The sequence below is a fragment of the Pantoea latae genome, from assembly GCF_002077695.1.
Lineage (GTDB): Bacteria > Pseudomonadota > Gammaproteobacteria > Enterobacterales > Enterobacteriaceae > Pantoea > Pantoea latae.
On record NZ_MWUE01000047.1, the window covers coordinates 1 to 21107 of the forward strand.

Here is a 21107-nt window from a genome sequence, read left to right on the forward strand (position 1 = left end):
AACGTTGTCTCGCTACGCTCGGCGCAAACCTCCTTCGGAGGTTCTCATCCTCTTTTTCTACAGACGAAAAAAAACCTGCTTTTTCAAGCAGGTTTATAAAATGGTCGGCGAGAGAGGATTCGAACCTCCGACCCACTGGTCCCAAACCAGTTGCGCTACCAAGCTGCGCTACTCGCCGATAATTTTTATTGTTTTGATTTGCCTGGTGCGAAGAGAGGGACTTGAACCCTCACGTCCGTTAAGACACTAACACCTGAAGCTAGCGCGTCTACCAATTCCGCCACCTTCGCGTATCCCAGCAAAATCTGGGGTGGCTAATGGGACTCGAACCCACGACAACTGGAATCACAATCCAGGGCTCTACCAACTGAGCTATAGCCACCACAATTTGGTATGTTGCAAGCCAACGACCTGCACCATGTAACTCTTTACTAACGCGGTAATGTAACCACCGCAGCTCCTGCGCACAAACTAAATGGCGCGCCCGACAGGATTCGAACCTGAGACCTCTGCCTCCGGAGGGCAGCGCTCTATCCAGCTGAGCTACGGGCGCGTAGCGCCGTTGCGGATGGGCATACTACGGACTTGGGGTGATACTGTCCAGTGCTTTTTTAATAAAAAAACGCGTTTGATTACGCTTTGTGCATTTCGTCGAGGAATAGAGCACTTTGGCTATTTCCTCAGCGAAAAAAGGCCGAAGTAATCAGTCAGATCAGAGATCGCCGCGCCAGTGATAGCGCAAATATTTGATCAGTTTTAGCTGACGACGCAGCCGGCTGGGCTGGCGAATCAGCCGATAGAGCCACTCCAGCCCCAGACGCTGCCAAATCTTCGGCGCGCGCTTCACATGACCCGTAAACACATCATAGGTGCCGCCGACGCCCATATAGAGCGCGTGCGGCCAGCGCGCGCGGCAGTCGCGCATCAGCAGCTCCTGGCGCGGCGACCCCAGCGCAACGGTCACGATACGCGCGCCGCTGGCGGCGACGCGGGCAAAAAGCGCGTCACGGTCAGCAGGGGCGAAAAAACCGTCCTGCGCGCCGACGATATTCACATTCCACTGCCGACGCAGCTTATCGCAGGTCTCATCCAGCACCGCCTGGCGGCCGCCGATTAAAAACACCGGCGTGCCCTGCCGGCCGGCGCGCTCCATCAACCCTTCCCATAAGTCGGCGCCCGCGATGCGCTGCACCGCCGCATGCGGATACTTCTTACGGATAGAGCGCACAATGCTGATGCCGTCGGGATATTTGAACTCCGCCTCCTGCAACAGCGCACGCAGCGCCTCGTCGTGCTCCGCCGTCAGCATCTTCTCGGCATTAATCGCCACCAGCGTCCCGCTGCGCGCGCCCTCCTCCGGCAGCAGAAAATCCACAAAGGCGGACATACTGTCGAAGCCATACAGCGACACGCCGCGGATATCATACTGCGGCGTTTCCGGTAACCTTGTCATGGTCGAGTCTTATCTTCCCGTTGTGCCCAGAGGCGTTAAGTTGGGCTATGTAAAACCTGACCGCCGCGACGTCGAATCAGCCCGGCGCGATCCAGCAGCCAGAACAGCATCTTCGCCACGCCGAGGCAGGCCAGAAAAATCAAAGCGAAAAAAACCACGCGCGAGCCAAACGCATCCACGCCTTCGCGCGCCAGCACAATCATATTGAATACCGCGCCAAAGCAGAAACTCTGCATAATCGCGCCGCTGTAGCGGTTGTCGGCGTCGCGCCCGCGTATATAGAGCGTATCGAAGCCCTTAATAATCAGTCCGACCGCCACCGCGCCCGGCAGGATAAACCAGACGCCGCCCATCACCAGCAGCGAGCCCAGCAGCGTGGGCGAAATCGCCAGGCCAGAATGGTTGTTCAGCACTTCCCAGGTAAAATAGTTGGCGCTGTTGAGCACCATCGACGGCCTGCCCGGCCAGAGCCAGCCGGGAATATAGACATAGAAGTCGCGCCAGATGGGCGCCAGCCCCTGAAACTCGATCTTAGAGTAGTTCTCCAGCAGCAGCGCCAGATTCTCCCAGGGCGAAAAGGTATCGCGCGTCAGGTAAAGAAAGGTGTAAACCGCCTCTTCACCAAACACGTTAAGGTTATAGCGCCGCAGCGCCAGCCAGAACATGCCGCCAATCGCCAGCACGCCCGCCGCCGCCAGCATCCACAGGCTGATCCAGCCGCGCGTAATGCCGATAAACAAAAACAGCGCAAAGGCGATGATGATATTCGCCCGCGTGCCGCCGACCAGCGCATAGGTCAGCAGGCCGAACGCTACCGTCACCAGCAGAAACAGCAGCCAGTTACGCTGCGTCGGGCGCAGAAAATAGAGGATCAGCATCGCCGGGATAAAGAAATAGAAAAAGCGCTTCAGCGCCACGCCGGAGACTTCGCTGGAAAAAATCTGGTTGTAGGCGGTGAGGCGGAACAGCAGAAAACCGTTGTGCAGGAAAAATACTGTCACCGTGCCGATCGCCACCAGCGCCAGCAGAACGCAGGTCAGATGGGTCTCCACACGGTTCATCTGCAGCCAGGGCCTGGCGCGCGGCACCGCCGCAGGACGGAGCCGCACCTTATAGCTGACGTAATAGACGGCGTAGAACGCCGTCGCCGACAGCAGCGCCTGCAACAGATACTCCGGCGGCACCACCTCGACGTTAAAGCGGAACACCAGCCCGCAGGTCAGCGGAAAGCCAAAGTAGAAAGTCAGCAAAAACAACAGGGTGAAAAAAAGGTGGAAATTAAAGCGCACGCGCCTGAACTCCCGCCAGGTCAGGGTCAGAATAAAACCCAGCGACAACAGATAAACCACCAGCAGACCGCTAAACTGCATGAGGTTCATGACGACTCCCCTTCACAATGGCGCAACGCGTCGCGCCAGCCGGTTATATAGCCAGGGGCAAAAAAGGCGATGGCCTGCTTATCGCAGCTCGCCAGCTGTCGGCGCGCTTCCGCCACGCTCGCGTAATCCAGTGCATCGCTGCTGAACAACACCGGCAGCCCCTGCTCGCTGATATCGCGCCAGAACGGGTTGCGCCGGTTAAGCACAAAGGGCACGTTAGCCTGAATCAGCAGGCAAAGCGTGCCGATGCCCTGCTGGCGTTCGAACATAAAATAACCTAAATGACAGCGCGCGAGCAGCGCTAAATAGTCATCAAAGGCGAGGTTGTCGCGCAGCAGCTCGACCTGTCCCGCAGGAAAGAGTCGCTCGGCCGCCGCCGCCACCTCGTTGATATAGGCCGCATTGTCTGGCGGATAGCCCAGCGGCACCAGCACGCGCACCGCTTCGCCAAACTGTTCACGAATCGCCTTAAGGCCGTCGATATGGCGATTGCTGGCGTCGCCGGAGTTGCCCAGCAGAATGGTAAAGCGCTCGTCAGGCGTGCTTTGCGGCGCGGCCGGGCCCATTTTCGTCGGGAAATAGAGCCGCGCGGCGGGCACGCGCGGATGGCGCTGCTGGTAATAGTGCAGATCGCCCTGGGTGGCGAAAACCTGCGCCACGCGCCCCTGCGCGATGCGTCGCAGCAGATAGAACAGGCGGAACTTCAGGCTGCGCGACTCCTCATAGAGATCTGCGCCCCAGACGTGCCAGTAGATCTGGCTCGGGCGAAGCTTACCGCTCAGCAGCGCCAGCCAGATGCCGGGATTAAACTGCCCGTGACAGAAAAAACGCTGCTCGCGGTTTTTTGCCCGCGCGATCAGCGCCTGCGCCAGCGCCTTTTTCGAGCTAAAAGCCTCAATGCGCAGATTGTCGAAGGCGGCGAGCGCGGCAGGCTGCTGCGTCACCACCATAAACTGGCGCGGCGGATCGGCCGGCAGCTCTGCGCTTAAAACATCGTTGAAAAAGCGCAGCACCGTGTGATTGTGATGAGGGATATCCGATCCCAGCACGTGAATTAACGTCATTTTTTCCGGTAATAAATCATAAATGCGCCGCAGCAGAGCGCGAAATAAAGGAGATAGGTCGCCATGTAGGCCTGCGCCGCGCCGGTAACGCCCGACAGCGGGATCAGCCAGCGCGAGAAGAGCGTCAGCAAGATAAACTGGCTAATTTCGGCCAGAATATAGAAACGCAGCGACGCTTTGGCAATCACCAGATAGCCAAAGACATAGGCGCCAACCTTAAACACGTCGCCGCACAGCTGCCAGACAAAGAGATCGCGCATGGCGTGAAACGCAGGCGAAAACAGCAGCCAGATCGCCACGTCGCGCAATAGCCAGACGCAAAAGCCGATCGCCGCCACGGCAGGCAAGACAAAGCGCAGCGCGCGGCCGATTTCCCGGGCGATATCGCGCTTCTGCTCCAGCCGCGCCAGCGTCGGCAGCAGCCAGACGCTGAAGGTGGCGGTGATAAACTGCAGCCAGGCGTCGGAGATGCTGGTGACGGCCTGCCACAGGCCGACCTGCGCCCAGCCGTCGTGCTGCGCCAGCAGATTGCGCATCATGATCCAGGCGACCGGCAGCGTTACCGAGGTAATCAGCGCCATCAGGGTAAATTTCGCCAGGCGGCGCGCAACGTCTGGCTGCCACTGGGGTTTTAGCCAGCTGAGCGGCAGCGGCACGCGTCGCTTTAGCAGCGCGAATGCCGGCACCGCCACCAGCGCAGGCACCAGCGCAAAGCCCACCAGCGCGCCCGAATAGCCGCCGATCCACCAGCTGAGCGCATAGGCCGCAACGCCGAGCAGGCTGCCGACGATCAGCGCCAGCGCGTTGCCGCGCGCGTCGCGATAGCCTTTCAGCAGCGCCAGCGCCAGATTAGCCCAGGCGATGCCGAACTGCAGAAAGGCAACGATGCGCACCACATTTTCAAAGCGGGTATGGCCGAACAGCGCCTGGCTAATCGGCGCGGCGGCCAACAGAAACAGCAGCGCCAGCAGCGTGGAAAAGCCCAGCACCATCGCCGACGCGGTGCCCAGCAGCGCGCGCAGCGGCGCCGGCTGATGCTGATACTGCGCGACGTAGGTGGTGACGCCGTTGAAGATGCCAGCGCCGGCCAGCACGCCGAGCACGGTAATCAGCTGACGGAAGTTACCCGCCTGCCCGACGCCTTCCGGGCCGAAACTCACCGCCAGCAGTTTAACCACCAGCAGCCCGGCGGCAATTTTCACCAGCGTGGACGAAGCCGTCCACACCGACGCTTTTGCCAGCGACATCAGGCGAAAAAGCTCAGCAGAGAACTGATAACCGTATTCTGGTTATTGTCCGTCAGATTATAAAACAGCGGCAGGCGCAGCAGACGTTCGCTTTCGACGGTGGTAAAACGATCTTCACCGTGGAAACGGCCAAACTGCTGGCCCGCCGGCGAGCTGTGCAGCGGGATATAGTGGAATACCGTCAGGATCTCCGCCTCTTTCATCCAGCTAATCAGCGCCTGACGATCGTCGCTGTCGCGCAGCTTGATATAGAACATATGCGCATTGTGTTCGCAGGCGTCGGGCAGCGCCGGCAGTTGAAGACGTCCCTGCGCCGCCAGCGGCTGCAGCGCGTCGTAGTAGCGCTGCCACAGGCGCAAGCGCTGCTGATTCACGCGCTCCGCCGCCTCCAGCTGCGCCCACAGATAGGCCGCCTGCAGATCCGCCATCAGATAGCTGGAGCCGATATCGCGCCAGGTATACTTATCCACCTGACCGCGGAAAAACTGGCTGCGGTTGGTGCCTTTTTCACGAATAATCTCGGCGCGCTCTACCAGCGCCGCATCGTTGATCAGCGTCGCGCCGCCTTCGCCGCCCGCCGTGTAGTTCTTGGTTTCGTGGAAGCTAAAGCAGCCGATATGGCCGATGGTGCCCAGCGCGCGCCCTTTGTAGCGCGACATTACCCCCTGCGCTGCGTCCTCGATCACAAAGAGCTGATGCTTCGCCGCCAGCGCCATAATCGCATCCATTTCGCAGGCGACACCCGCATAGTGCACCGGCACGATGGCGCGCGTTTTCTCGGTGATCGCCGCTTCGATTTTGCTTTCGTCGATGTTGAGCGTGTCGGGACGAATATCCACGAAAACAATGGTCGCACCGCGCAGCACAAAGGCGTTGGCGGTGGAGACGAAGGTGTAGCTCGGCATAATCACTTCATCGCCGGGCTGAATATTGATCAGCAGCGCCGCCATCTCCAGCGAGGCGGTGCAGGAGGGCGTCAGCAGCACCTTTTTGCAGCCAAAGCGCTGCTCCATCCACTGCTGGCAGCGGCGGGTGAAGCCGCCGTCGCCGCATAGCTTGCCGCTGGCCATCGCCGACTGCATATATTCGAGTTCGCTGCCGACAACCGGCGGCGCATTAAATGGGATCATGACCTTTCCTGTAGAACCAGTAAGCGGTGCTTTCCAGCCGTGCACCGCTGCGTAAATAGAGGCGCATCGCCGTCAGATTGCTGAGCTGCGTCGCGACGCGCAGATGTGCGAGCTGACGCACCCGCCCCCAGTCTGCGCCGGCCAGCAGCAGGCGCTGCCCAATGCCGTTGCCCTGCGCGTGCGGCAGCACGCCCAGCAGCCCGACGCGCACGTCGCCTTCCGTTTCACGCAGCGAGATAAAGCCCTGCAGCGCGCCGGACGCGTCGCTGGCGATCAGGCACTGATGATCGAAGGTGCCGCGCACCGCGTTCTCAATCCACTGCGCGTAAAAGCGCGCGCTGGCGTCCGCGGCAAACCAGGGCGCGCGAAAACGGCTCTGCACGAAAATCTGCGCTGCCGCCGCGCGCAAATCCGCGATTTGCGACTCGCGGGCGATGCGGATGCCGGGCTGGCGTTCGGTGCGTTTAATGGTGATAGCCAGATCGGCTTCGCCTTCCGCCAGCTGAAAGCCGTGCTGGCAGAGGGCGTCGATCGCCTCAAGCCGGTCAGCGGGCACTTTGATTTGCCATAAATCAGTGGGATGCCGCAGCGCATCCTCCAGCGGCAGCTCACCGTCCAGATCGAGTCGCGCCGTGGCGCAGCCGAAAAAGGCGCTTTCCCAGGCGAGGGGGTTAATACTGACGTGGGCGGGCATGCAGCAGATCCAGCAGACGTTTTTTCACCGCCATACTCCTCGCGTATCCACTATCCAGCGCTGCGTCACCTGCGACGCCTCGACGGCGCGGAACTGATCGTGATCCACCAGCATCACCAGCACGTCGGCCTGCGCCAGCGCCTGCTCGCGCGAGACCAGCGTCGCCTTGCCGCCGAGCGCGGCGGGCAGCGCGTCGATATGCGGCTCCACCACCCAGCTCTGGCCGCGATGCCATTCGGCGATCATCTGCGCCACCTGCATCGCCGGGCTTTCACGCAGGTCGTCAATGTTGGGCTTAAACGCCAGGCCGAAGCAGGCGATAACAACCTCATCCGCGCGCTTGCCGCTCTGCGTCAGGCAGTCGGCCAGTGCCGTTTTGACCTGGTTCAGCACCCAGTGCGGCTTGCTGTCGTTCACCTCGCGCGCGGTGCGGATCAGCCGCGCCAGCGACGGGTTCTGCGCCACGATAAACCAGGGATCGACCGCGATACAGTGACCACCGACGCCAGGCCCAGGCTGCAAAATATTGACGCGCGGATGGCGGTTCGCCAGCGCGATCAGCTCCCAGACGTTGATCCCCTGATCGGCGCAAATCAGCGACAGCTCATTGGCGAAGGCAATATTAACGTCGCGGAAGCTGTTTTCCGTCAGCTTGCACAGCTCCGCCGTGCGCGCGTTGGTTTCCACGCATTCGCCCTGCAGAAAGAGGCGATAGAGCGCGCTGGCCTGCGCCGAGCAGGCGGGCGTCATGCCGCCGATGACGCGATCGTTGTGGATCAGCTCCTGCATAATTTTGCCCGGCAGCACGCGCTCCGGGCAGTAGGCGATAAAGATATCCGGCGTGCCGCCGTGCTGCGGGAAGCGCAGGTCTGGACGCGTCACCGCCAGCCACTCCGCCATCTGCTCCGTCGCGCCGACCGGCGAGGTGGATTCCAGTATCACCAGGTCGCCTTTTTTCAGCACCGGCGCGATCGATTCCGCCGCCGCTTTCACAAAGCGCAGGTCGGGCTGGTGATCCGCCATAAAGGGCGTCGGCACCGCAATCAGAAACGCATCCGCCGCTTCCGGCTGCGTGGTGGCGCGCAAATAGCCCTGCGTCACGGCCTCGTGCACCACTTTATCCAGCGCGGGCTCGACGATATGGATCGCCCCACGGTTAATGGTCTCTACCGCGCGGGCGTTAATATCCACGCCCACCACGTTTTTCTTTTGCGACGCAAAAACGGCTGCGGTCGGCAGCCCAATATAGCCCAGTCCAATCACGGAAATGGTGTCAAAACTCATAGGTCAACTCGGGTATCTTTTAAGGCTTGCAGAATGCGCTGACAGGCGTTGCCGTCGCCGTAAGGGTTGTGGGCGCGGCTCATGGTTTGCCACGCCGCCTCGTCGCTCAGCAACAGGCCAACTTCGGCCACGATTTTCTCCACATCGGTGCCGACCAGCTTCACGGTGCCGGCGTCGACCGCTTCGGGACGCTCGGTGGCGTCGCGCATCACCAGCACCGGTTTGCCCAGCGACGGCGCCTCTTCCTGAATGCCACCGGAGTCGGTGAGGATCAGCCAGGCGCGGTTCATGAGCCAGACAAAAGGCAGATACTCCTGCGGCTCGATCAGCACGATATTGTCGATGCCGCTGAGAATGCGGTTTACCGGCTCGCTGACGTTGGGGTTAAGGTGCACCGGATAGACGATCTGCGCATCCGGGTGCTGACGCGCGATGCGCGCCAGCGCACTGCAGATGCGCTCAAACCCTTCGCCGAAACTTTCCCGGCGATGGCCGGTGACCAGCACCAGCTTTTTCTCGCTGTCGAGGAAAGGATAGTGCCCGGCGAGCTGCGCGTTAAGGCTGGGATCGGCGATTACCCGATCGCGTACCCACAGCAGCGCGTCAATCACCGTATTGCCGGTGACAAAAATGCGCGCGTCGGGCAGATTCTCCGCCAGCAGGTTATGGCGCGAACGCTCGGTGGGCGTAAAGTGCAGGCGGGCAAGATGACCGGTCAGCTTGCGGTTGCCCTCTTCCGGCCAGGGCGAGGTCAAATCGCCGGTGCGCAGCCCCGCTTCCACATGACCGACCGGGATCTGCTGGTAAAACGCCGCCAGGCTGGCGGCCAGCGTGGTGGTGGTATCGCCGTGCACCAGCACGATGTCTGGTTTGAAGTCGAGCAGCACGGTTTTCATGCCCTGCAAAATGCGGCAGGTAATCTCTGTCAGTCCCTGCTCCGGGCGCATCACGTTCAGATCGTAATCTGGCTGCAGCGCAAACAGACGCAGCACCTGATCGAGCATCTCGCGATGCTGCGCCGTGACGCACAGACGAGAGTCGAACGCAGGATCCTGCGCCAGCGCCTGCACCAGCGGCGCCATTTTTATCGCCTCCGGGCGAGTCCCGAATACTGTAAGCACTTTCACGCGGTTTCTCTCGCTGATCGGGCGCCGGAACGGCGCGCCAGCGCGACGCCTGCGCCGGTCAACGCGCCTAATGCGCCCCACATAATCATCATAAACAGACGACGCGGGCTGTCGCGCGACACTGGCTCTTCCGGCGTCCGCAGATAGCGGTAGGTCTGGAAGGTGCGGTTAAGCGTCGGTCCGGCGCTCAGGGTGGTGAGCATCGCCCTGTTTTGATCGTAGCTGATATCGTAAGTCGGGCCGGTCGCCTGCAGGGTTTCCAGCTGCGCCTGCAGCTGCGGTTCGCCCAGCAGGAAGAGGTCGCTGTCGGCGATAGGCTCGCGCGCGTCGCCCGAGCGGTTTTCATGGATCCCCTGTTGGCTGGCGACCTTCAGCGCCTGCTGCAGCCGATGCTGCTGACGCTGGAAAACCGCATTCGCCACATCTTCCTGGCGCTTCACCTGCGCCTGCAGCTGCTCGCCGCGCGCCTGCCAGGCGCCTTTCAGCTCGCCGTTGAGGTGGCGCGCCGCGCGCTCGCTGGCGAAGGCGATGTACTGACGCAGCAGATTATTGGCGTCGCCGGCGCTCTCCGCAATCAGCTTCACGCTGTCGCGCGTGTTGCGCGCCGCGTCGGCGGGCAGAAACTGGATATTCGCCACCATATCGTCCAGCAGCGCGGCGTCGTTGTGCGCGTTGCCTGAACGGCGGCTTTTGTAGTAGTCGGTCTGCTGCCAGAAGTCGCGCCGCGTATCCCAGGCGCCCAGCTGCATAATAAATTCCTGATAGACCTCATCCATAATGGTTGGCGAAGGCGCCGCCAGATTGAGCGTATTGTTGCGCACGTCGAGATTATTCAGGAATTGCTCCTGCGCGTAATAGTCGCCGAGCATATTCACCGTAGGACGATCGGTGATCGCCGTGGTGCTCCACGCCTGTTTCATCAGCAGCGACGCGAGCCAGGCGACCAGCGCAAACAGCAGCGCAAGGCCGATAATCCAGCGCTTGCCGCGCCAAAGCGTGCAGCCCAGGCCGCGAATATCCAGTTCGTTCTCTGCAACCTCAGAGGTCATAACAAGGCAATCCTTATCAGGGTAATTTTTTCTTTGCGTCGCTTCTGGCGTTCAGACGACGCTTTATACGACGGATCAGGCGCGCCACGCGCCAGGCGTGTTTCAGGCAATAGCCGTACAGCATAAACGCCATCATAAACAGCACCAGCATCACCCATTCGGGGATGAAGGCGAGGTATTCGCCGAGCACGCCGATGCCCGCGAGGATCGCGGCGGCCACGGTAATCAGCACAAACGCCTGACGCGACGTGAAGCCGGCGCGCATGATCAGGTGGTGGATGTGCTGACGGTCGGCGGAAAACGGGCTCATGCCCTTACGCAGGCGACGATACATAATCGCCACCATATCCATGAGCGGAATGGCGATTAGCCAGAGCGCGGTCACGGGCGTAATGGGATGGCTTAACCCCTGGGTGGTTTCCAGCAGGATCCAGATAATGGTGAAGCCGATCATGGTGCTGCCCGCGTCGCCCATAAAGACTTTGTAGCGGCGGCCAAGGAAACCGAGATTAAGCAAAATGTAGGGCAGCGTGGCGGCGATCATCGCAAAACACCACATGGCGAGGCTGAACTGCCCGTCAAAGCAGAGAATAATCCCCATGGCGGCGAAGGTGACGGATGAGAGTCCGCCCAGCAAACCGTCGATGCCGTCCACCATATTAAAGGCGTTAATTGCGGCCCAGACGGCAAACAGGGTCAGCACGTAGCCGAACGGCCCGACAACCAGCTCCACCGGGCCGATAATAAAGCCAAGGCTAAGCAGATAGAGCTTGGCGCCCACCATCATCGCCACCGCGACGGCGGCCTGCACCACCGCGCGAATTTTCACGCTGATGTCGAAGCGATCGTCGAGCGCGCCGACCAGCACCAGCAATCCGGCACAGATCAAATAGAGCGTGGCGTGCGGCAGATAAAAGCGGGTGATAAGAAACATAAAGCAGATGCCGGCATACACCGAAATGCCGCCGACCAGCGGAATGGCGCCGTGATGGCGTTTACGAGAATTGGGCGTATCGACCAGACCTATTTTTTTAGCCGCTTTGCGCGCAAAAAAGATAAAGACTAAAGAAAATAGAAAAGTAAGGCCCAGCTCAGTACTCATAGTGAGTAAATTCACGTTAAACGCTCTCAGCTAAAATCAGGGACAGGATAAACAAACTGCATGTTTTTGCCTTTCATCCCGAGTCCGAATTCTGCTTCCGACAGCGCGCGAATGGTGATTTTTTGCACGCTGGCGCCACAGTCATTATAAATGCTCCTGCCAGCGGTAATCCTAATGCGCACAAATAAAAAACGCCACGTTAAGACGTGGCGTTAGCGCGATTTCCTGCCCATTTAAGCTAAAAAAGTCGGTTTACCCGTCTCGGTTAGCCGCAGCGGGATTACGAGCGCTTCATCATATCGAAGAATTCGTCGTTGGTTTTGGTCATCGCCAGCTTGTTGATGAGGAATTCCATCGCGTCGATTTCGCCCATTGGGTGAATGATTTTGCGCAGGATCCACATCTTCTGCAGCTCTTCCTGAGAGGTAAGCAGCTCTTCTTTACGCGTACCGGAGCGGTTGTAGTCAATCGCCGGGAAGACGCGTTTTTCAGCGATTTTACGCGCGAGATGCAGCTCCATGTTACCGGTGCCTTTAAACTCTTCGTAAATCACTTCATCCATCTTCGAACCGGTATCAACCAGCGCGGTCGCGATAATGGTCAGGCTACCGCCCTCTTCCACGTTACGCGCGGCGCCGAAGAAGCGCTTCGGACGATGCAGGGCGTTGGCGTCAACACCACCGGTCAGGACTTTACCGGATGCCGGCACGACGGTGTTGTAGGCGCGCGCCAGACGGGTAATGGAGTCGAGCAGGATAATCACGTCTTTCTTGTGCTCAACCAGACGCTTCGCCTTCTCAATCACCATCTCGGCGACCTGAACATGGCGCGAAGCCGGTTCGTCGAAGGTAGAGGCGATGACTTCGCCTTTGACCAGACGCTGCATCTCGGTCACTTCTTCCGGACGTTCGTCGATCAGCAGCACCATCAGCACGCAGTCTGGATGGTTGTAGGCGATGCTCTGCGCGATGTTCTGCAGCAGCATGGTTTTACCCGCTTTCGGCGGCGCGACAATCAGACCGCGCTGACCGCGACCGATCGGCGAGGCCAGATCCAGCACGCGTGCGGTGAGGTCTTCGGTCGAACCGTTGCCGCGCTCCATGCGCAGACGGCTGTTGGCGTGCAGCGGCGTCAGGTTTTCGAACAGGATCTTGCTACGGGCGTTTTCCGGCTTATCGTAGTTGACCTCGTTAACCTTCAGCAGCGCGAAGTAACGTTCGCCCTCTTTCGGCGGACGGATCTTGCCGGAGATGGTGTCACCAGTGCGAAGGTTAAAACGGCGAATTTGGCTGGGAGAAACGTAGATATCATCGGGACCGGCAAGGTAGGAGCTGTCTGCGGAGCGGAGGAAACCAAATCCGTCCTGCAGTATCTCCAGCACACCATCACCGAAGATGTCTTCGCCGCTTTTCGCGTGCTGTTTCAGGATGGCGAAAATAATATCCTGTTTGCGCATACGCGCCAGGTTTTCCAGCCCCATATTTTCGCCGAGGGTTATCAGCTCAGAAACCGGCGTATTCTTTAATTCGGTAAGATTCATAGTGATGGGTTCTTAAACTCGGGGTAATTCTCGAAATGTTGGTCGTGAATGGTATGGCTTAATATTCCATGCCTGTTAATGGCGCTTTCAACTCTTCTCGACGATCATCGTCAGGGATGGCGACTGGAAGCGAGAGAGACGGTTGAAATGCGATGCCAAAGTTGGTGCTAACCGTCAGAATTGCTAAACCGCTGCATACGGAACGTGCTTCAGGGTTTAACAAAGGAAAACGTTAAGATGCAAACTACAAGGTAAGTGCGTAATGCAGTGAAAGTAACTTAGCACGCTAAAATGAGAACGTCCAGCAGTGGAAGAAAATTCACCACCGCCGAACGTTCGGCCCTGCTTACGCCAGGTTGGCGTTCAGGAACTCTTTCAGCTGGCTTTTAGACAGCGCGCCGACTTTCGTGGCGGCCACTTCACCGTTTTTGAACAGCAGCAGCGTCGGGATGCCGCGGATGCCGTACTTCGGCGCGGTGCCCGGGTTGTCGTCAATGTTCAGCTTGGCGATGGTGAGCTTACCGTCGTACTCTTCGGCAACTTCGTCGAGGATCGGCGCGATCATTTTGCAAGGACCACACCATTCAGCCCAGAAATCAACCAGCGTGACGCCGTCTGCTTTCAGAACGTCTGCGTCGAAACTGTCATCGGTGAGGTGAACGATTTTATCGCTGCTCATGTATTACTCCACAAGATTATGCCTGGCGAATTGGCGTAAAGTTTACCAACGAAGGTTGACTTTATTTCATCGGATACGCTTTCGTAAAGCGATAGTAAGCTGATATTCTACCACACTATGAGCAAAACACACTTAACAGAACAGAAGTTTTCCGACTTCGCCCTGCACCCTCTGGTCGTGGAAGCCCTTGATACTAAAGGCTTTCATCACTGCACGCCTATTCAGGCGTTAGCCCTGCCCTTTACGCTTTCAGGGCGTGATGTTGCAGGCCAGGCGCAAACCGGTACCGGCAAAACGATGGCGTTCCTGACGTCGACGTTTCATCATCTTCTCACTCACCCGGCGCAGGAAGGCCGTCAGATCAATCAGCCGCGCGCGTTGATCATGGCGCCAACGCGCGAACTGGCTGTGCAGATCCACGCCGACGCCGAACCGCTGGCGCAGGCCACTGGTCTAAAGCTCGGTCTGGCTTACGGCGGCGACGGCTATGACAAGCAGCTGAAAGTGCTGGCCGACGGCGTCGACATTCTGGTCGGCACCACGGGTCGTCTGATCGACTACGCGAAACAGAACCATATCAACCTGGGCGCGATCCAGGTGCTGGTGCTGGACGAAGCCGATCGCATGTTCGATCTCGGCTTTATTAAAGATATCCGCTGGCTATTCCGCCGTATGCCGCCTGCGACGCAGCGCCTGAGCATGCTTTTCTCCGCCACGCTCTCCTGGCGCGTGCGCGAACTGGCTTTCGAACACATGAACAACGCCGAGTACGTTGAGGTGGAGCCAGAGCAGAAAACGGGTCACCGCATTAAAGAAGAGCTGTTCTACCCGTCGAACGAAGAAAAAATGCGCCTGCTGCAGACGCTGCTGGAAGAAGAGTGGCCGGATCGCGCCATCGTCTTCGCCAACACCAAGCATCGCTGCGAAGAGATCTGGGGCCATCTGGCGGCGGACGGCCATCGCGTCGGCCTGCTGACCGGCGACGTGCCGCAGAAGAAACGTCTGCGCATTCTGGACGACTTTACTAAAGGTGACGTCGATATCCTGGTCGCTACCGACGTGGCGGCGCGCGGTCTGCATATTCCTGCGGTCACGCACGTCTTTAACTACGATCTGCCTGACGATCGCGAAGATTACGTTCACCGTATCGGCCGTACCGGTCGCGCGGGCGCCAGCGGACACTCCATCAGCCTCGCCTGCGAAGAGTACGCGCTGAATCTGCCGGCGATCGAAGAGTACATCGGCCACAGCATTCCGGTCAGCAAGTACAACAGCGACGCGCTGATGAGCGAACTGCCGCCACCGAAGCGTCTGGCTCGCCCTCGCACCGGCAACGGTCCGCGCCGCGGCGGCAACAACGCGAATCGTCGTGGAGCGCCGCGTAACAACAACCGTAAACGTTCGGGTTAATCCGCCATGCTAAGCGCATCGTCACTTTATGCAGCGATCGATCTGGGATCCAACAGCTTTCATATGCTGGTGGTGCGCGAAGTGTCCGGAAGCATTCAGACCGTCGCGCGCATTAAGCGCAAGGTGCGTCTGGCTGCCGGCCTGGATAAGAACAACCATCTCTCCGCTGAGGCGATGACGCGCGGCTGGGAGTGTCTGAAGCTCTTTTCCGAGCAGCTGCAGGACATTCCCTCTGAGCAGATCCGCGTCGTAGCGACCGCCACGCTGCGCCTTGCGGCCAACGCCGCTGAATTTCTTTTTACCGCACAGCAAATTCTCGGCTGCCCCGTCAACGTTATCAGCGGTGAAGAAGAGGCGCGCCTGATCTATCAGGGCGTCGCGCATACCACCGGCGGATCGGACAAGCGGCTGGTGGTCGACATCGGCGGCGGCAGCACCGAGCTGGCCACCGGCGACGGCTCGCACGCGTCGGTGCTGTTTAGCCTGTCGATGGGCTGCGTCACCTGGCTGGAGCGCTTCTTCAGCGACCGCCATCTGGCGCAGGAGAATTTCGCCGCCGCCGAACAGGCCGCGCGCGAGATGCTCCGTGCCGTGGTCGCGCCGCTGCGCGCGCACGGCTGGGAAGCCTGCGTTGGCGCGTCCGGCACCGTGCAGGCGCTGCAGGAGATCATGGTGGCGCAGGGTATGGACGAGCGCATCACCCTGAGCAAGCTCCAGCAGCTGAAACAGCGCGCCATTCAGTGCGGCAAGCTGGAAGAGCTGGAGATTGAAGGACTGACGCTGGAGCGCGCGCTGGTTTTCCCCAGCGGGCTGTCGATCCTGATTGCGGTATTCCAGGAACTCGGCATTGAGAGCATGACGCTGGCCGGCGGCGCGCTGCGCGAAGGGCTGGTTTACGGCATGCTGCATCTGCCGGTCGATCGCGATATTCGCAGCCGCACCCTGCAGAACGTGCAGCGTCGCTTTTCCATCGATGTGGATCAGGCGGCGCGGGTGCGCCAGCTGGCGGACGTCTTTTTCCGTCAGGTAAGCGGCGCATGGAAGCTGGATCAGCGCTGTCGGGAGCTGTTGCTCAGCGCCAGCGCAATTCATGAAATCGGCCTCAGCGTCGATTTTCGCCAGGCGCCGCAGCATGCCGCCTATCTGGTACGCCATCTCGATCTGCCCGGCTTTACGCCCGCGCAAAAAAAGCTGCTGGCCTGCCTGCTGCAAAACCAGAGCGGCAGCATCGACCTGGCGCTGCTGACCCAGCAGAACGCCCTGCCGCCGCGCCTGGCCGAGCGCCTGTGCCGCCTGCTGCGGCTGGCGATCCTCTTTTCCAGCCGCCGTCGCGACGATACGCTGCCTGCGGTGCGCCTGCAGGCCAGCGACGACGAGCTGCGCCTGTCGCTGCCTTCAGGCTGGCTGGCGGCGCATCCGCTGCGCGCCGAGCTGCTTGAGCAGGAGAGCCACTATCAGTCTTACGTGCACTGGCCGCTGACCATCGCCTGATCGCAAAAAGGGCGTTTAGCCCTTTTTCGCCTTTTCCAGCATCGCTCGCAGACCGGCGACCCGCGTCTGTCCGGTCTTCATTCGCTCTTCGGCGCTGACCACTTTGCGCTCGGTTTCCCAGATAACGTCATCCTGCGGCAGCTCCAGCAGAAACCGGCTCGGCTCCGGGCGCACCAGTTCGCCATACTGACGCCGCTCGCGGCAGAGCGTAAAGGTTAGCTCTTTCTGCGCGCGCGTAATACCGACATAGGCCAGACGTCGCTCCTCTTCGATGTTGTTCTCATCGATGCTGCTCTGATGCGGCAGCAGCCCCTCTTCCATGCCAACCAGGAAGACATAGGGGAACTCCAGCCCTTTCGAGGCGTGCAGCGTCATCAGCTGCACCTGATCGAGATCCTCGTCGCTCTCGCCGCGCTCCATCATGTCGCGCAGGGTAAAGCGCGTGACCACCTGGGTCAGGGTCATCGGCTCGTCGATATCGCTGCCTTCCAGCATCTCCGTCATCCACTGAAACAGCGTATTGACGTTCTTCATGCGCATCTCGGCCGCTTTTGGACTGCCAGAGGTTTCAAACAGCCAGCTTTCGTAGTCGATGCCGCGGATCAGATCGCGCACCGCGTTGACCGGCTCGCGCTCGGTCATCTGCACGATCTCCTGCAGCCAGTGGGTAAAGCGCTGCAGATGCTCCAGGCCGCGCCCGCTCAGGGTCTGCCCTAAGCCGACGTCGAAGCTGGCGTTGAACAGGCTTTTGTTGCGCAGGTTCGCCCACTCGCCCAGCTTTTGCAGCGTTGCCGGGCCGATCTCGCGACGCGGCGTGTTGACGATGCGCAGAAACGCGCTGTCGTCATCGGGATTGGTGAGCACGCGCAGATAGGCGAGCAGATCCTTGATCTCCGGCCGCGAGAAAAACGAGGTGCCGCCGGAGATGCGATAGGGAATGCGGTTCTGCATCAGCAGCTTTTCAAACACCCGCGACTGATGGTTGCCGCGATAGAGGATGGCGTAATCCTTATACTGGGTCTTGTTGATAAAGTGGTGGGCGATCAGCTCGCCTGCGACGCGCTCCGCCTCGTGATCTTCGTGGTTGGCGGTCAGCACTTTCAGTTCGCTGCCGACGCCCAGCTCGGAGAACAGGCGCTTTTCAAACACGTGCGGATTGTTGGCGATCAGGATGTTCGCCGCTTTCAGAATGCGCTGCGACGAGCGGTAGTTCTGCTCCAGCTTGACCACCTCCAGCGCTGGAAAATCCTCTTTTAGCAGCACCAGGTTCTGCGGCCGCGCGCCGCGCCAGGAGTAGATCGACTGATCGTCGTCGCCGACCACGGTAAAACGCGCCCGCGCGCCCACCAGCAGCTTTACTAGCTCATACTGGCTGGTGTTGGTGTCCTGATATTCATCCACCAGCAGGTAGCGAATGCGCTGCTGCCAGCGTTCGCGGACCTCCTGATTGCGCTGCAGCAGCAGCGTCGGCAGCAGGATCAGATCGTCGAAGTCGAGCACGTTGCAGGACTTCAGATGCTGATCGTAGAGGCTGTAGCAGTGGGCGAAGATATTGTCGCGCTCGCTGCGCGCCAGCGCGGCGGCGCGCGGCGGATCCACCAGGTCATTCTTCCAGTTGGAGATAGTGGAAATCAGCTGCTGCAGCAGCGTCTTGTCCTCTTCCAGCCACGGCTGCGTCAACTCTTTCAGCAGCGCCAGCTGGTCGGTGTCGTCGAACAGCGAGAAGTTCGACTTCATTCCCAGCGCGGCATATTCGCGCTTGATAATCTCCAGCCCCAGCGTATGGAAGGTAGAGATCATCAGGCCGCGCGCCTCTTTTTTGCCGAGGGTCTGCGCGACGCGCTCTTTCATCTCGCGCGAGGCTTTATTGGTAAAGGTAACCGCCGCAATATGGCGCGCCTGGTAGCCGCATTCGCGGATCAGGTGGGCAATCTTATTGGTGATGACGCGGGTTTTGCCCGATCCCGCTCCCGCCAGCACCAGACAGGGGCCGGTAACAAACTCGACGGCGCGTTGTTGGCTGGGGTTTAAACGCATAGTAAAAAATCGCTCAGTAAAAAGGGAGGAGGATGAAATAATGGGCGGTCAGTATACACAATCAGAGGACTATCATGGCGAAAACCGCGGCGGCTTTACACATCCTGGTGAAAGAGGAGAAGCAGGCTCACGACCTGCTGGCGCAGCTGGAAAAGGGTGCCAGTTTTCAGCAGCTGGCGAAGAAACACTCGACCTGCCCTTCCGGGCGCAACGGCGGCGATCTGGGGGAGTTTCGCCAGGGCCAGATGGTGCCGGCCTTTGATAAAGCGGTTTTCACCTGCCCGTTGCTGAAACCGTTTGGGCCGGTGAAAACCGCGTTTGGCTATCACATCATTAAAGTGCTCTACCGCAGCTGATCACTTCTTGCTTTTCATCTGCTGCAGCACGTTGCTGCACTGGTTATCTTCATTGTCGCTCGGGCTAATCAGCGCCAGCAGCGCGGCGGCGGGCGCGACCACGGCGCCGAGCGCCACGGCGGCGGCGCCGCGCGCCAGCAGCGGCCCCGCCTTCACGCCGGCGTCGGGATTTTTAAAGGTGCCGCGCACGTAAAGCGGCGAACGCAGCGTCACAATGCGGATGCCTTTGCTCTCAGGATTGATAGAGAGATCCATGCGCTCGTTGGCGAAGTTGGCGTTGCCGGTAACGTTGATCACCGCGTTCTCGGTGTCGAACACAAAGAGATTCGGCGTCGCCAGGCCGTTCTGCAGCTTCACATCCGTCGCGGCGCAGTTGATGCGCACCTCATCGTCGCCAAACAGCTTGCCGACCACATAGTTGCCGACGTTGAGCCCGGCGATCTCCATCAGACTACGGCTGATTAATCCGTCATTCATCAGCAGCTTGAGCTGGCCGTTGCTGGTCGCCAGCAGATCCGCCACTGAATTGCCGGTGCCGGTAAAGCTGGCGTCGCCATTCAGCTGGCCCAGACTACGCTGCATCGCTTCGACGTCTGGAAAGAGCTGGCGCAGATGCAGGCGACGCGCGTGGATATCGGCGCGGCCGCGCATCGGCGATTTGTCGCCCTCAAGATGGATGGTGCTGTTCAGCGCGCCGCCCGCCATGCCAAAGCGCAGCGGATCGAGCAGCAGATCGCCATTTTTCAGCTGCAGGTGGGTATAGAGATCGCTGAGCGGCAGCGAACTGCCGTGCTCGATGCGCTTGCCGCTGAACTTCACGTCGGCATCCATCACGTCCCAGTTTTTGGTATCGAACTTGTCGTGCGGCAGCACGCGATCGGCGGGCTGTGTCGATTTTTCGCCGCGCTTCGCCTTCGCCTGTTCGGTTTTCGCGCTGCCTTTGCCGGAATCGACGCCAATCAGCGGCCCCAGATCCGCCATGCGCAGCTGCTTCGAACTCAGCTCACCGACCAGCGTCGGACGCGGTTTGCCCTGGGTGTAGGTGAGCGAGCCATGAATATCGCTGTCGCCGATGTGGCCGTTAAAGTTTTCATAACGGTACTCCGGCCCTTTCTTGCCGGCAAAACGGGCAATCAGGTGGCCGTCGGTTTCATAGGGCGGCGTGTCAGGCAGCAGCACGCCGGTCAGGCCATAGAGATTGGCGAGGGTGTCGCCTGAGAAGCGCAGACGTACGTCCAGCCCACCAAGATTCATCGGGTCCTGCACGCCGCCGGTCACCTGCACGCGCGTGGTGCCGTTGCGCACATCGGCCTGAATCGGGAACGGCGTGGTTTTGCTGCGCAGCGAGAGCATGCCGCCGATTTTGCCTTCCCCTTCCAGCCGCTCGTTGTTATAGGTGCCGCGCGCGTCCCAGCCGAAAACAAAGTCGCCCGCGCCTTTCTGCGTGTCGCTGCCGCCCGCGATCTGCCCATAGGGCACCGGCTTGCCGAGCGGATTGATTTTAACCGTCACGTCCGCTTTGTTCACCGCGTCGCGGTAGCGCAGCTGGCCCTGGTCGAACAGAATATTGTCGAGGCGGAAAGACCAGGCAGAAGGCGGCGCGTTGGGGTCGGGATTCTCGCTGTTGGCGAGATTGAAGGTCCAGTTGTTTTTCTTGTCGGCGGTCTGGATCAGCCGCGCGTCAGGCTGCTGCAGCTTGATCCACGGGATATAGACCTCTTTGTGCAGCAGCGCCAGCGGCGCCAGCGTGGCGTCGACGCGCTCCAGGTGCACCATCGTTACCTCCGCCATCTCGGGCGGATTGCCTAAAATGATGTCCTGCGCATGCACATGCGGCCAGGGTATCCAGCTGCGCCAGCCCGGCTCTTCGCGGTTGCGTTCCCAGGCGACGCCCAGATCGCCGCGAATGGCGAACTGTCGATTGAGTTCGGTCGAGACCTTCTGGTTGATGGTAGGTTTCAGTCGATTCCAGTCAAAGGTCGCAATGATCACCACGATCACCACCACCAGCAACAAAAAAATCCCGACTATCCAGCTAACAACTTTTCCCGTGCGCGACATTTCG

General features: G+C 59.9%; 17 protein-coding genes and 4 tRNA genes. 3 read left to right on the forward strand and 18 right to left on the reverse strand.

Annotation, left to right across the window (positions count from 1 at the left end):
- Positions 1 to 101 precede the first annotated feature (101 nt).
- The 16 genes from B2J69_RS23055 to trxA form a co-directional block, all read right to left on the reverse strand.
- Positions 102 to 178 (reverse strand) — tRNA-Pro (locus B2J69_RS23055).
- Between the two features lie 25 nt (positions 179 to 203).
- Positions 204 to 290, reverse strand: a tRNA-Leu gene (locus B2J69_RS23060).
- 16 nt (positions 291 to 306) lie between these two features.
- A tRNA-His gene (locus B2J69_RS23065) sits at positions 307 to 382 on the reverse strand.
- Between the two features lie 94 nt (positions 383 to 476).
- Positions 477 to 553: transfer RNA gene (locus B2J69_RS23070), tRNA-Arg, on the reverse strand.
- 159 nt (positions 554 to 712) lie between these two features.
- Positions 713 to 1453: a lipopolysaccharide N-acetylmannosaminouronosyltransferase gene (gene wecG / locus B2J69_RS23075; protein WP_081142730.1), complete on the reverse strand. Its 741-nt coding sequence runs from the start codon at positions 1451 to 1453 to the stop codon at positions 713 to 715.
- Between the two features lie 35 nt (positions 1454 to 1488).
- Positions 1489 to 2832, reverse strand: coding sequence for an ECA oligosaccharide polymerase (gene wzyE, locus B2J69_RS23080; RefSeq protein WP_081142732.1), 1344 nt, complete (start codon positions 2830 to 2832; stop codon positions 1489 to 1491).
- The gene (locus B2J69_RS23085; protein ID WP_081142734.1) at positions 2829 to 3896 is read right to left on the reverse strand and encodes a TDP-N-acetylfucosamine:lipid II N-acetylfucosaminyltransferase; all 1068 of its coding nucleotides are present in this window, start codon (positions 3894 to 3896) and stop codon (positions 2829 to 2831) included. The genes wzyE and B2J69_RS23085 overlap by 4 nt, the downstream gene beginning before the upstream one ends.
- Positions 3893 to 5143, reverse strand: coding sequence for a lipid III flippase WzxE (gene wzxE, locus B2J69_RS23090; protein WP_081142736.1), 1251 nt, complete (start codon positions 5141 to 5143; stop codon positions 3893 to 3895). The genes B2J69_RS23085 and wzxE overlap by 4 nt, the downstream gene beginning before the upstream one ends.
- A complete protein-coding gene (gene rffA, locus B2J69_RS23095) occupies positions 5143 to 6273 on the reverse strand; it encodes a dTDP-4-amino-4,6-dideoxygalactose transaminase (protein ID WP_081142738.1) in 1131 nt (376 codons plus the stop codon). Before rffA ends, wzxE begins: the two co-directional genes overlap by 1 nt.
- Positions 6260 to 6967: a dTDP-4-amino-4,6-dideoxy-D-galactose acyltransferase gene (rffC, locus tag B2J69_RS23100; RefSeq protein WP_081142740.1), complete on the reverse strand. Its 708-nt coding sequence runs from the start codon at positions 6965 to 6967 to the stop codon at positions 6260 to 6262. The genes rffA and rffC overlap by 14 nt, the downstream gene beginning before the upstream one ends.
- A gap of 24 nt (positions 6968 to 6991) precedes the next feature.
- Entirely contained in the window at positions 6992 to 8251 is a 1260-nt protein-coding gene (wecC, locus tag B2J69_RS23105; RefSeq protein WP_081142742.1) for a UDP-N-acetyl-D-mannosamine dehydrogenase, read from the reverse strand.
- On the reverse strand, positions 8248 to 9378 hold the full coding sequence (gene wecB, locus B2J69_RS23110; protein ID WP_081142744.1) for a non-hydrolyzing UDP-N-acetylglucosamine 2-epimerase: 1131 nt from the start codon (positions 9376 to 9378) through the stop codon (positions 8248 to 8250). Before wecB ends, wecC begins: the two co-directional genes overlap by 4 nt.
- The gene (gene wzzE / locus B2J69_RS23115; RefSeq protein WP_081142746.1) at positions 9375 to 10427 is read right to left on the reverse strand and encodes an ECA polysaccharide chain length modulation protein; all 1053 of its coding nucleotides are present in this window, start codon (positions 10425 to 10427) and stop codon (positions 9375 to 9377) included. Before wzzE ends, wecB begins: the two co-directional genes overlap by 4 nt.
- Positions 10428 to 10443: 16 nt before the next feature.
- Entirely contained in the window at positions 10444 to 11529 is a 1086-nt protein-coding gene (wecA, locus tag B2J69_RS23120; protein WP_081142748.1) for a UDP-N-acetylglucosamine--undecaprenyl-phosphate N-acetylglucosaminephosphotransferase, read from the reverse strand.
- A gap of 280 nt (positions 11530 to 11809) precedes the next feature.
- Entirely contained in the window at positions 11810 to 13069 is a 1260-nt protein-coding gene (rho, locus tag B2J69_RS23125; protein WP_081142750.1) for a transcription termination factor Rho, read from the reverse strand.
- Between the two features lie 346 nt (positions 13070 to 13415).
- Positions 13416 to 13748 carry a thioredoxin TrxA gene (trxA, locus tag B2J69_RS23130; RefSeq protein WP_081142752.1) on the reverse strand — a complete coding sequence of 111 codons (333 nt, stop codon included), beginning with the start codon at positions 13746 to 13748 and terminating at the stop codon, positions 13416 to 13418.
- A gap of 117 nt (positions 13749 to 13865) precedes the next feature.
- Here trxA and rhlB point away from each other — a divergent pair, with 117 nt between their 5' ends.
- Positions 13866 to 15158, forward strand: coding sequence for an ATP-dependent RNA helicase RhlB (gene rhlB, locus B2J69_RS23135; RefSeq protein ID WP_081142754.1), 1293 nt, complete (start codon positions 13866 to 13868; stop codon positions 15156 to 15158).
- Between the two features lie 6 nt (positions 15159 to 15164).
- Complete coding sequence (gene gppA / locus B2J69_RS23140; RefSeq protein WP_081142756.1) at positions 15165 to 16649, forward strand: guanosine-5'-triphosphate,3'-diphosphate diphosphatase; 1485 nt, start codon at positions 15165 to 15167, stop codon at positions 16647 to 16649.
- 15 nt (positions 16650 to 16664) lie between these two features.
- Here gppA and rep read toward each other — a convergent pair whose 3' ends face one another.
- Positions 16665 to 18686 (reverse strand): DNA helicase Rep, encoded by a 2022-nt coding sequence (gene rep / locus B2J69_RS23145; RefSeq protein ID WP_081142761.1) that lies wholly within the window; start codon positions 18684 to 18686, stop codon positions 16665 to 16667.
- A 74-nt stretch (positions 18687 to 18760) separates the two neighbouring features.
- Here rep and ppiC point away from each other — a divergent pair, with 74 nt between their 5' ends.
- Positions 18761 to 19042 carry a peptidylprolyl isomerase PpiC gene (gene ppiC / locus B2J69_RS23150; protein WP_081142763.1) on the forward strand — a complete coding sequence of 94 codons (282 nt, stop codon included), beginning with the start codon at positions 18761 to 18763 and terminating at the stop codon, positions 19040 to 19042.
- On the opposite strand, the gene B2J69_RS23155 is transcribed toward ppiC, so the two are convergent.
- Complete coding sequence (locus B2J69_RS23155; RefSeq protein WP_081142765.1) at positions 19043 to 21103, reverse strand: AsmA family protein; 2061 nt, start codon at positions 21101 to 21103, stop codon at positions 19043 to 19045.
- Between the last annotated feature and the right edge of the window lie 4 nt (positions 21104 to 21107).

Excerpts from the sequence above, each read along its gene's own strand:
- wecG (WP_081142730.1), bottom strand. The coding sequence starts at position 1,453 with ATGACAAGGTTACCGGAAACGCCGCAGTATGATATCCGCGGCGTGTCG.
- wzyE (WP_081142732.1), bottom strand. The coding sequence starts at position 2,832 with ATGAACCTCATGCAGTTTAGCGGTCTGCTGGTGGTTTATCTGTTGTCG.
- B2J69_RS23085 (WP_081142734.1), bottom strand. The coding sequence starts at position 3,896 with ATGACGTTAATTCACGTGCTGGGATCGGATATCCCTCATCACAATCAC.
- wzxE (WP_081142736.1), bottom strand. The coding sequence starts at position 5,143 with ATGTCGCTGGCAAAAGCGTCGGTGTGGACGGCTTCGTCCACGCTGGTG.
- rffA (WP_081142738.1), bottom strand. The coding sequence starts at position 6,273 with ATGATCCCATTTAATGCGCCGCCGGTTGTCGGCAGCGAACTCGAATAT.
- rffC (WP_081142740.1), bottom strand. The coding sequence starts at position 6,967 with ATGCCCGCCCACGTCAGTATTAACCCCCTCGCCTGGGAAAGCGCCTTT.
- wecC (WP_081142742.1), bottom strand. The coding sequence starts at position 8,251 with ATGAGTTTTGACACCATTTCCGTGATTGGACTGGGCTATATTGGGCTG.
- wzzE (WP_081142746.1), bottom strand. The coding sequence starts at position 10,427 with ATGACCTCTGAGGTTGCAGAGAACGAACTGGATATTCGCGGCCTGGGC.
- wecA (WP_081142748.1), bottom strand. The coding sequence starts at position 11,529 with ATGAGTACTGAGCTGGGCCTTACTTTTCTATTTTCTTTAGTCTTTATC.
- rho (WP_081142750.1), bottom strand. The coding sequence starts at position 13,069 with ATGAATCTTACCGAATTAAAGAATACGCCGGTTTCTGAGCTGATAACC.
- trxA (WP_081142752.1), bottom strand. The coding sequence starts at position 13,748 with ATGAGCAGCGATAAAATCGTTCACCTCACCGATGACAGTTTCGACGCA.
- rhlB (WP_081142754.1), top strand. The coding sequence starts at position 13,866 with ATGAGCAAAACACACTTAACAGAACAGAAGTTTTCCGACTTCGCCCTG.
- gppA (WP_081142756.1), top strand. The coding sequence starts at position 15,165 with ATGCTAAGCGCATCGTCACTTTATGCAGCGATCGATCTGGGATCCAAC.
- rep (WP_081142761.1), bottom strand. The coding sequence starts at position 18,686 with ATGCGTTTAAACCCCAGCCAACAACGCGCCGTCGAGTTTGTTACCGGC.
- ppiC (WP_081142763.1), top strand. The coding sequence starts at position 18,761 with ATGGCGAAAACCGCGGCGGCTTTACACATCCTGGTGAAAGAGGAGAAG.
- B2J69_RS23155 (WP_081142765.1), bottom strand. The coding sequence starts at position 21,103 with ATGTCGCGCACGGGAAAAGTTGTTAGCTGGATAGTCGGGATTTTTTTG.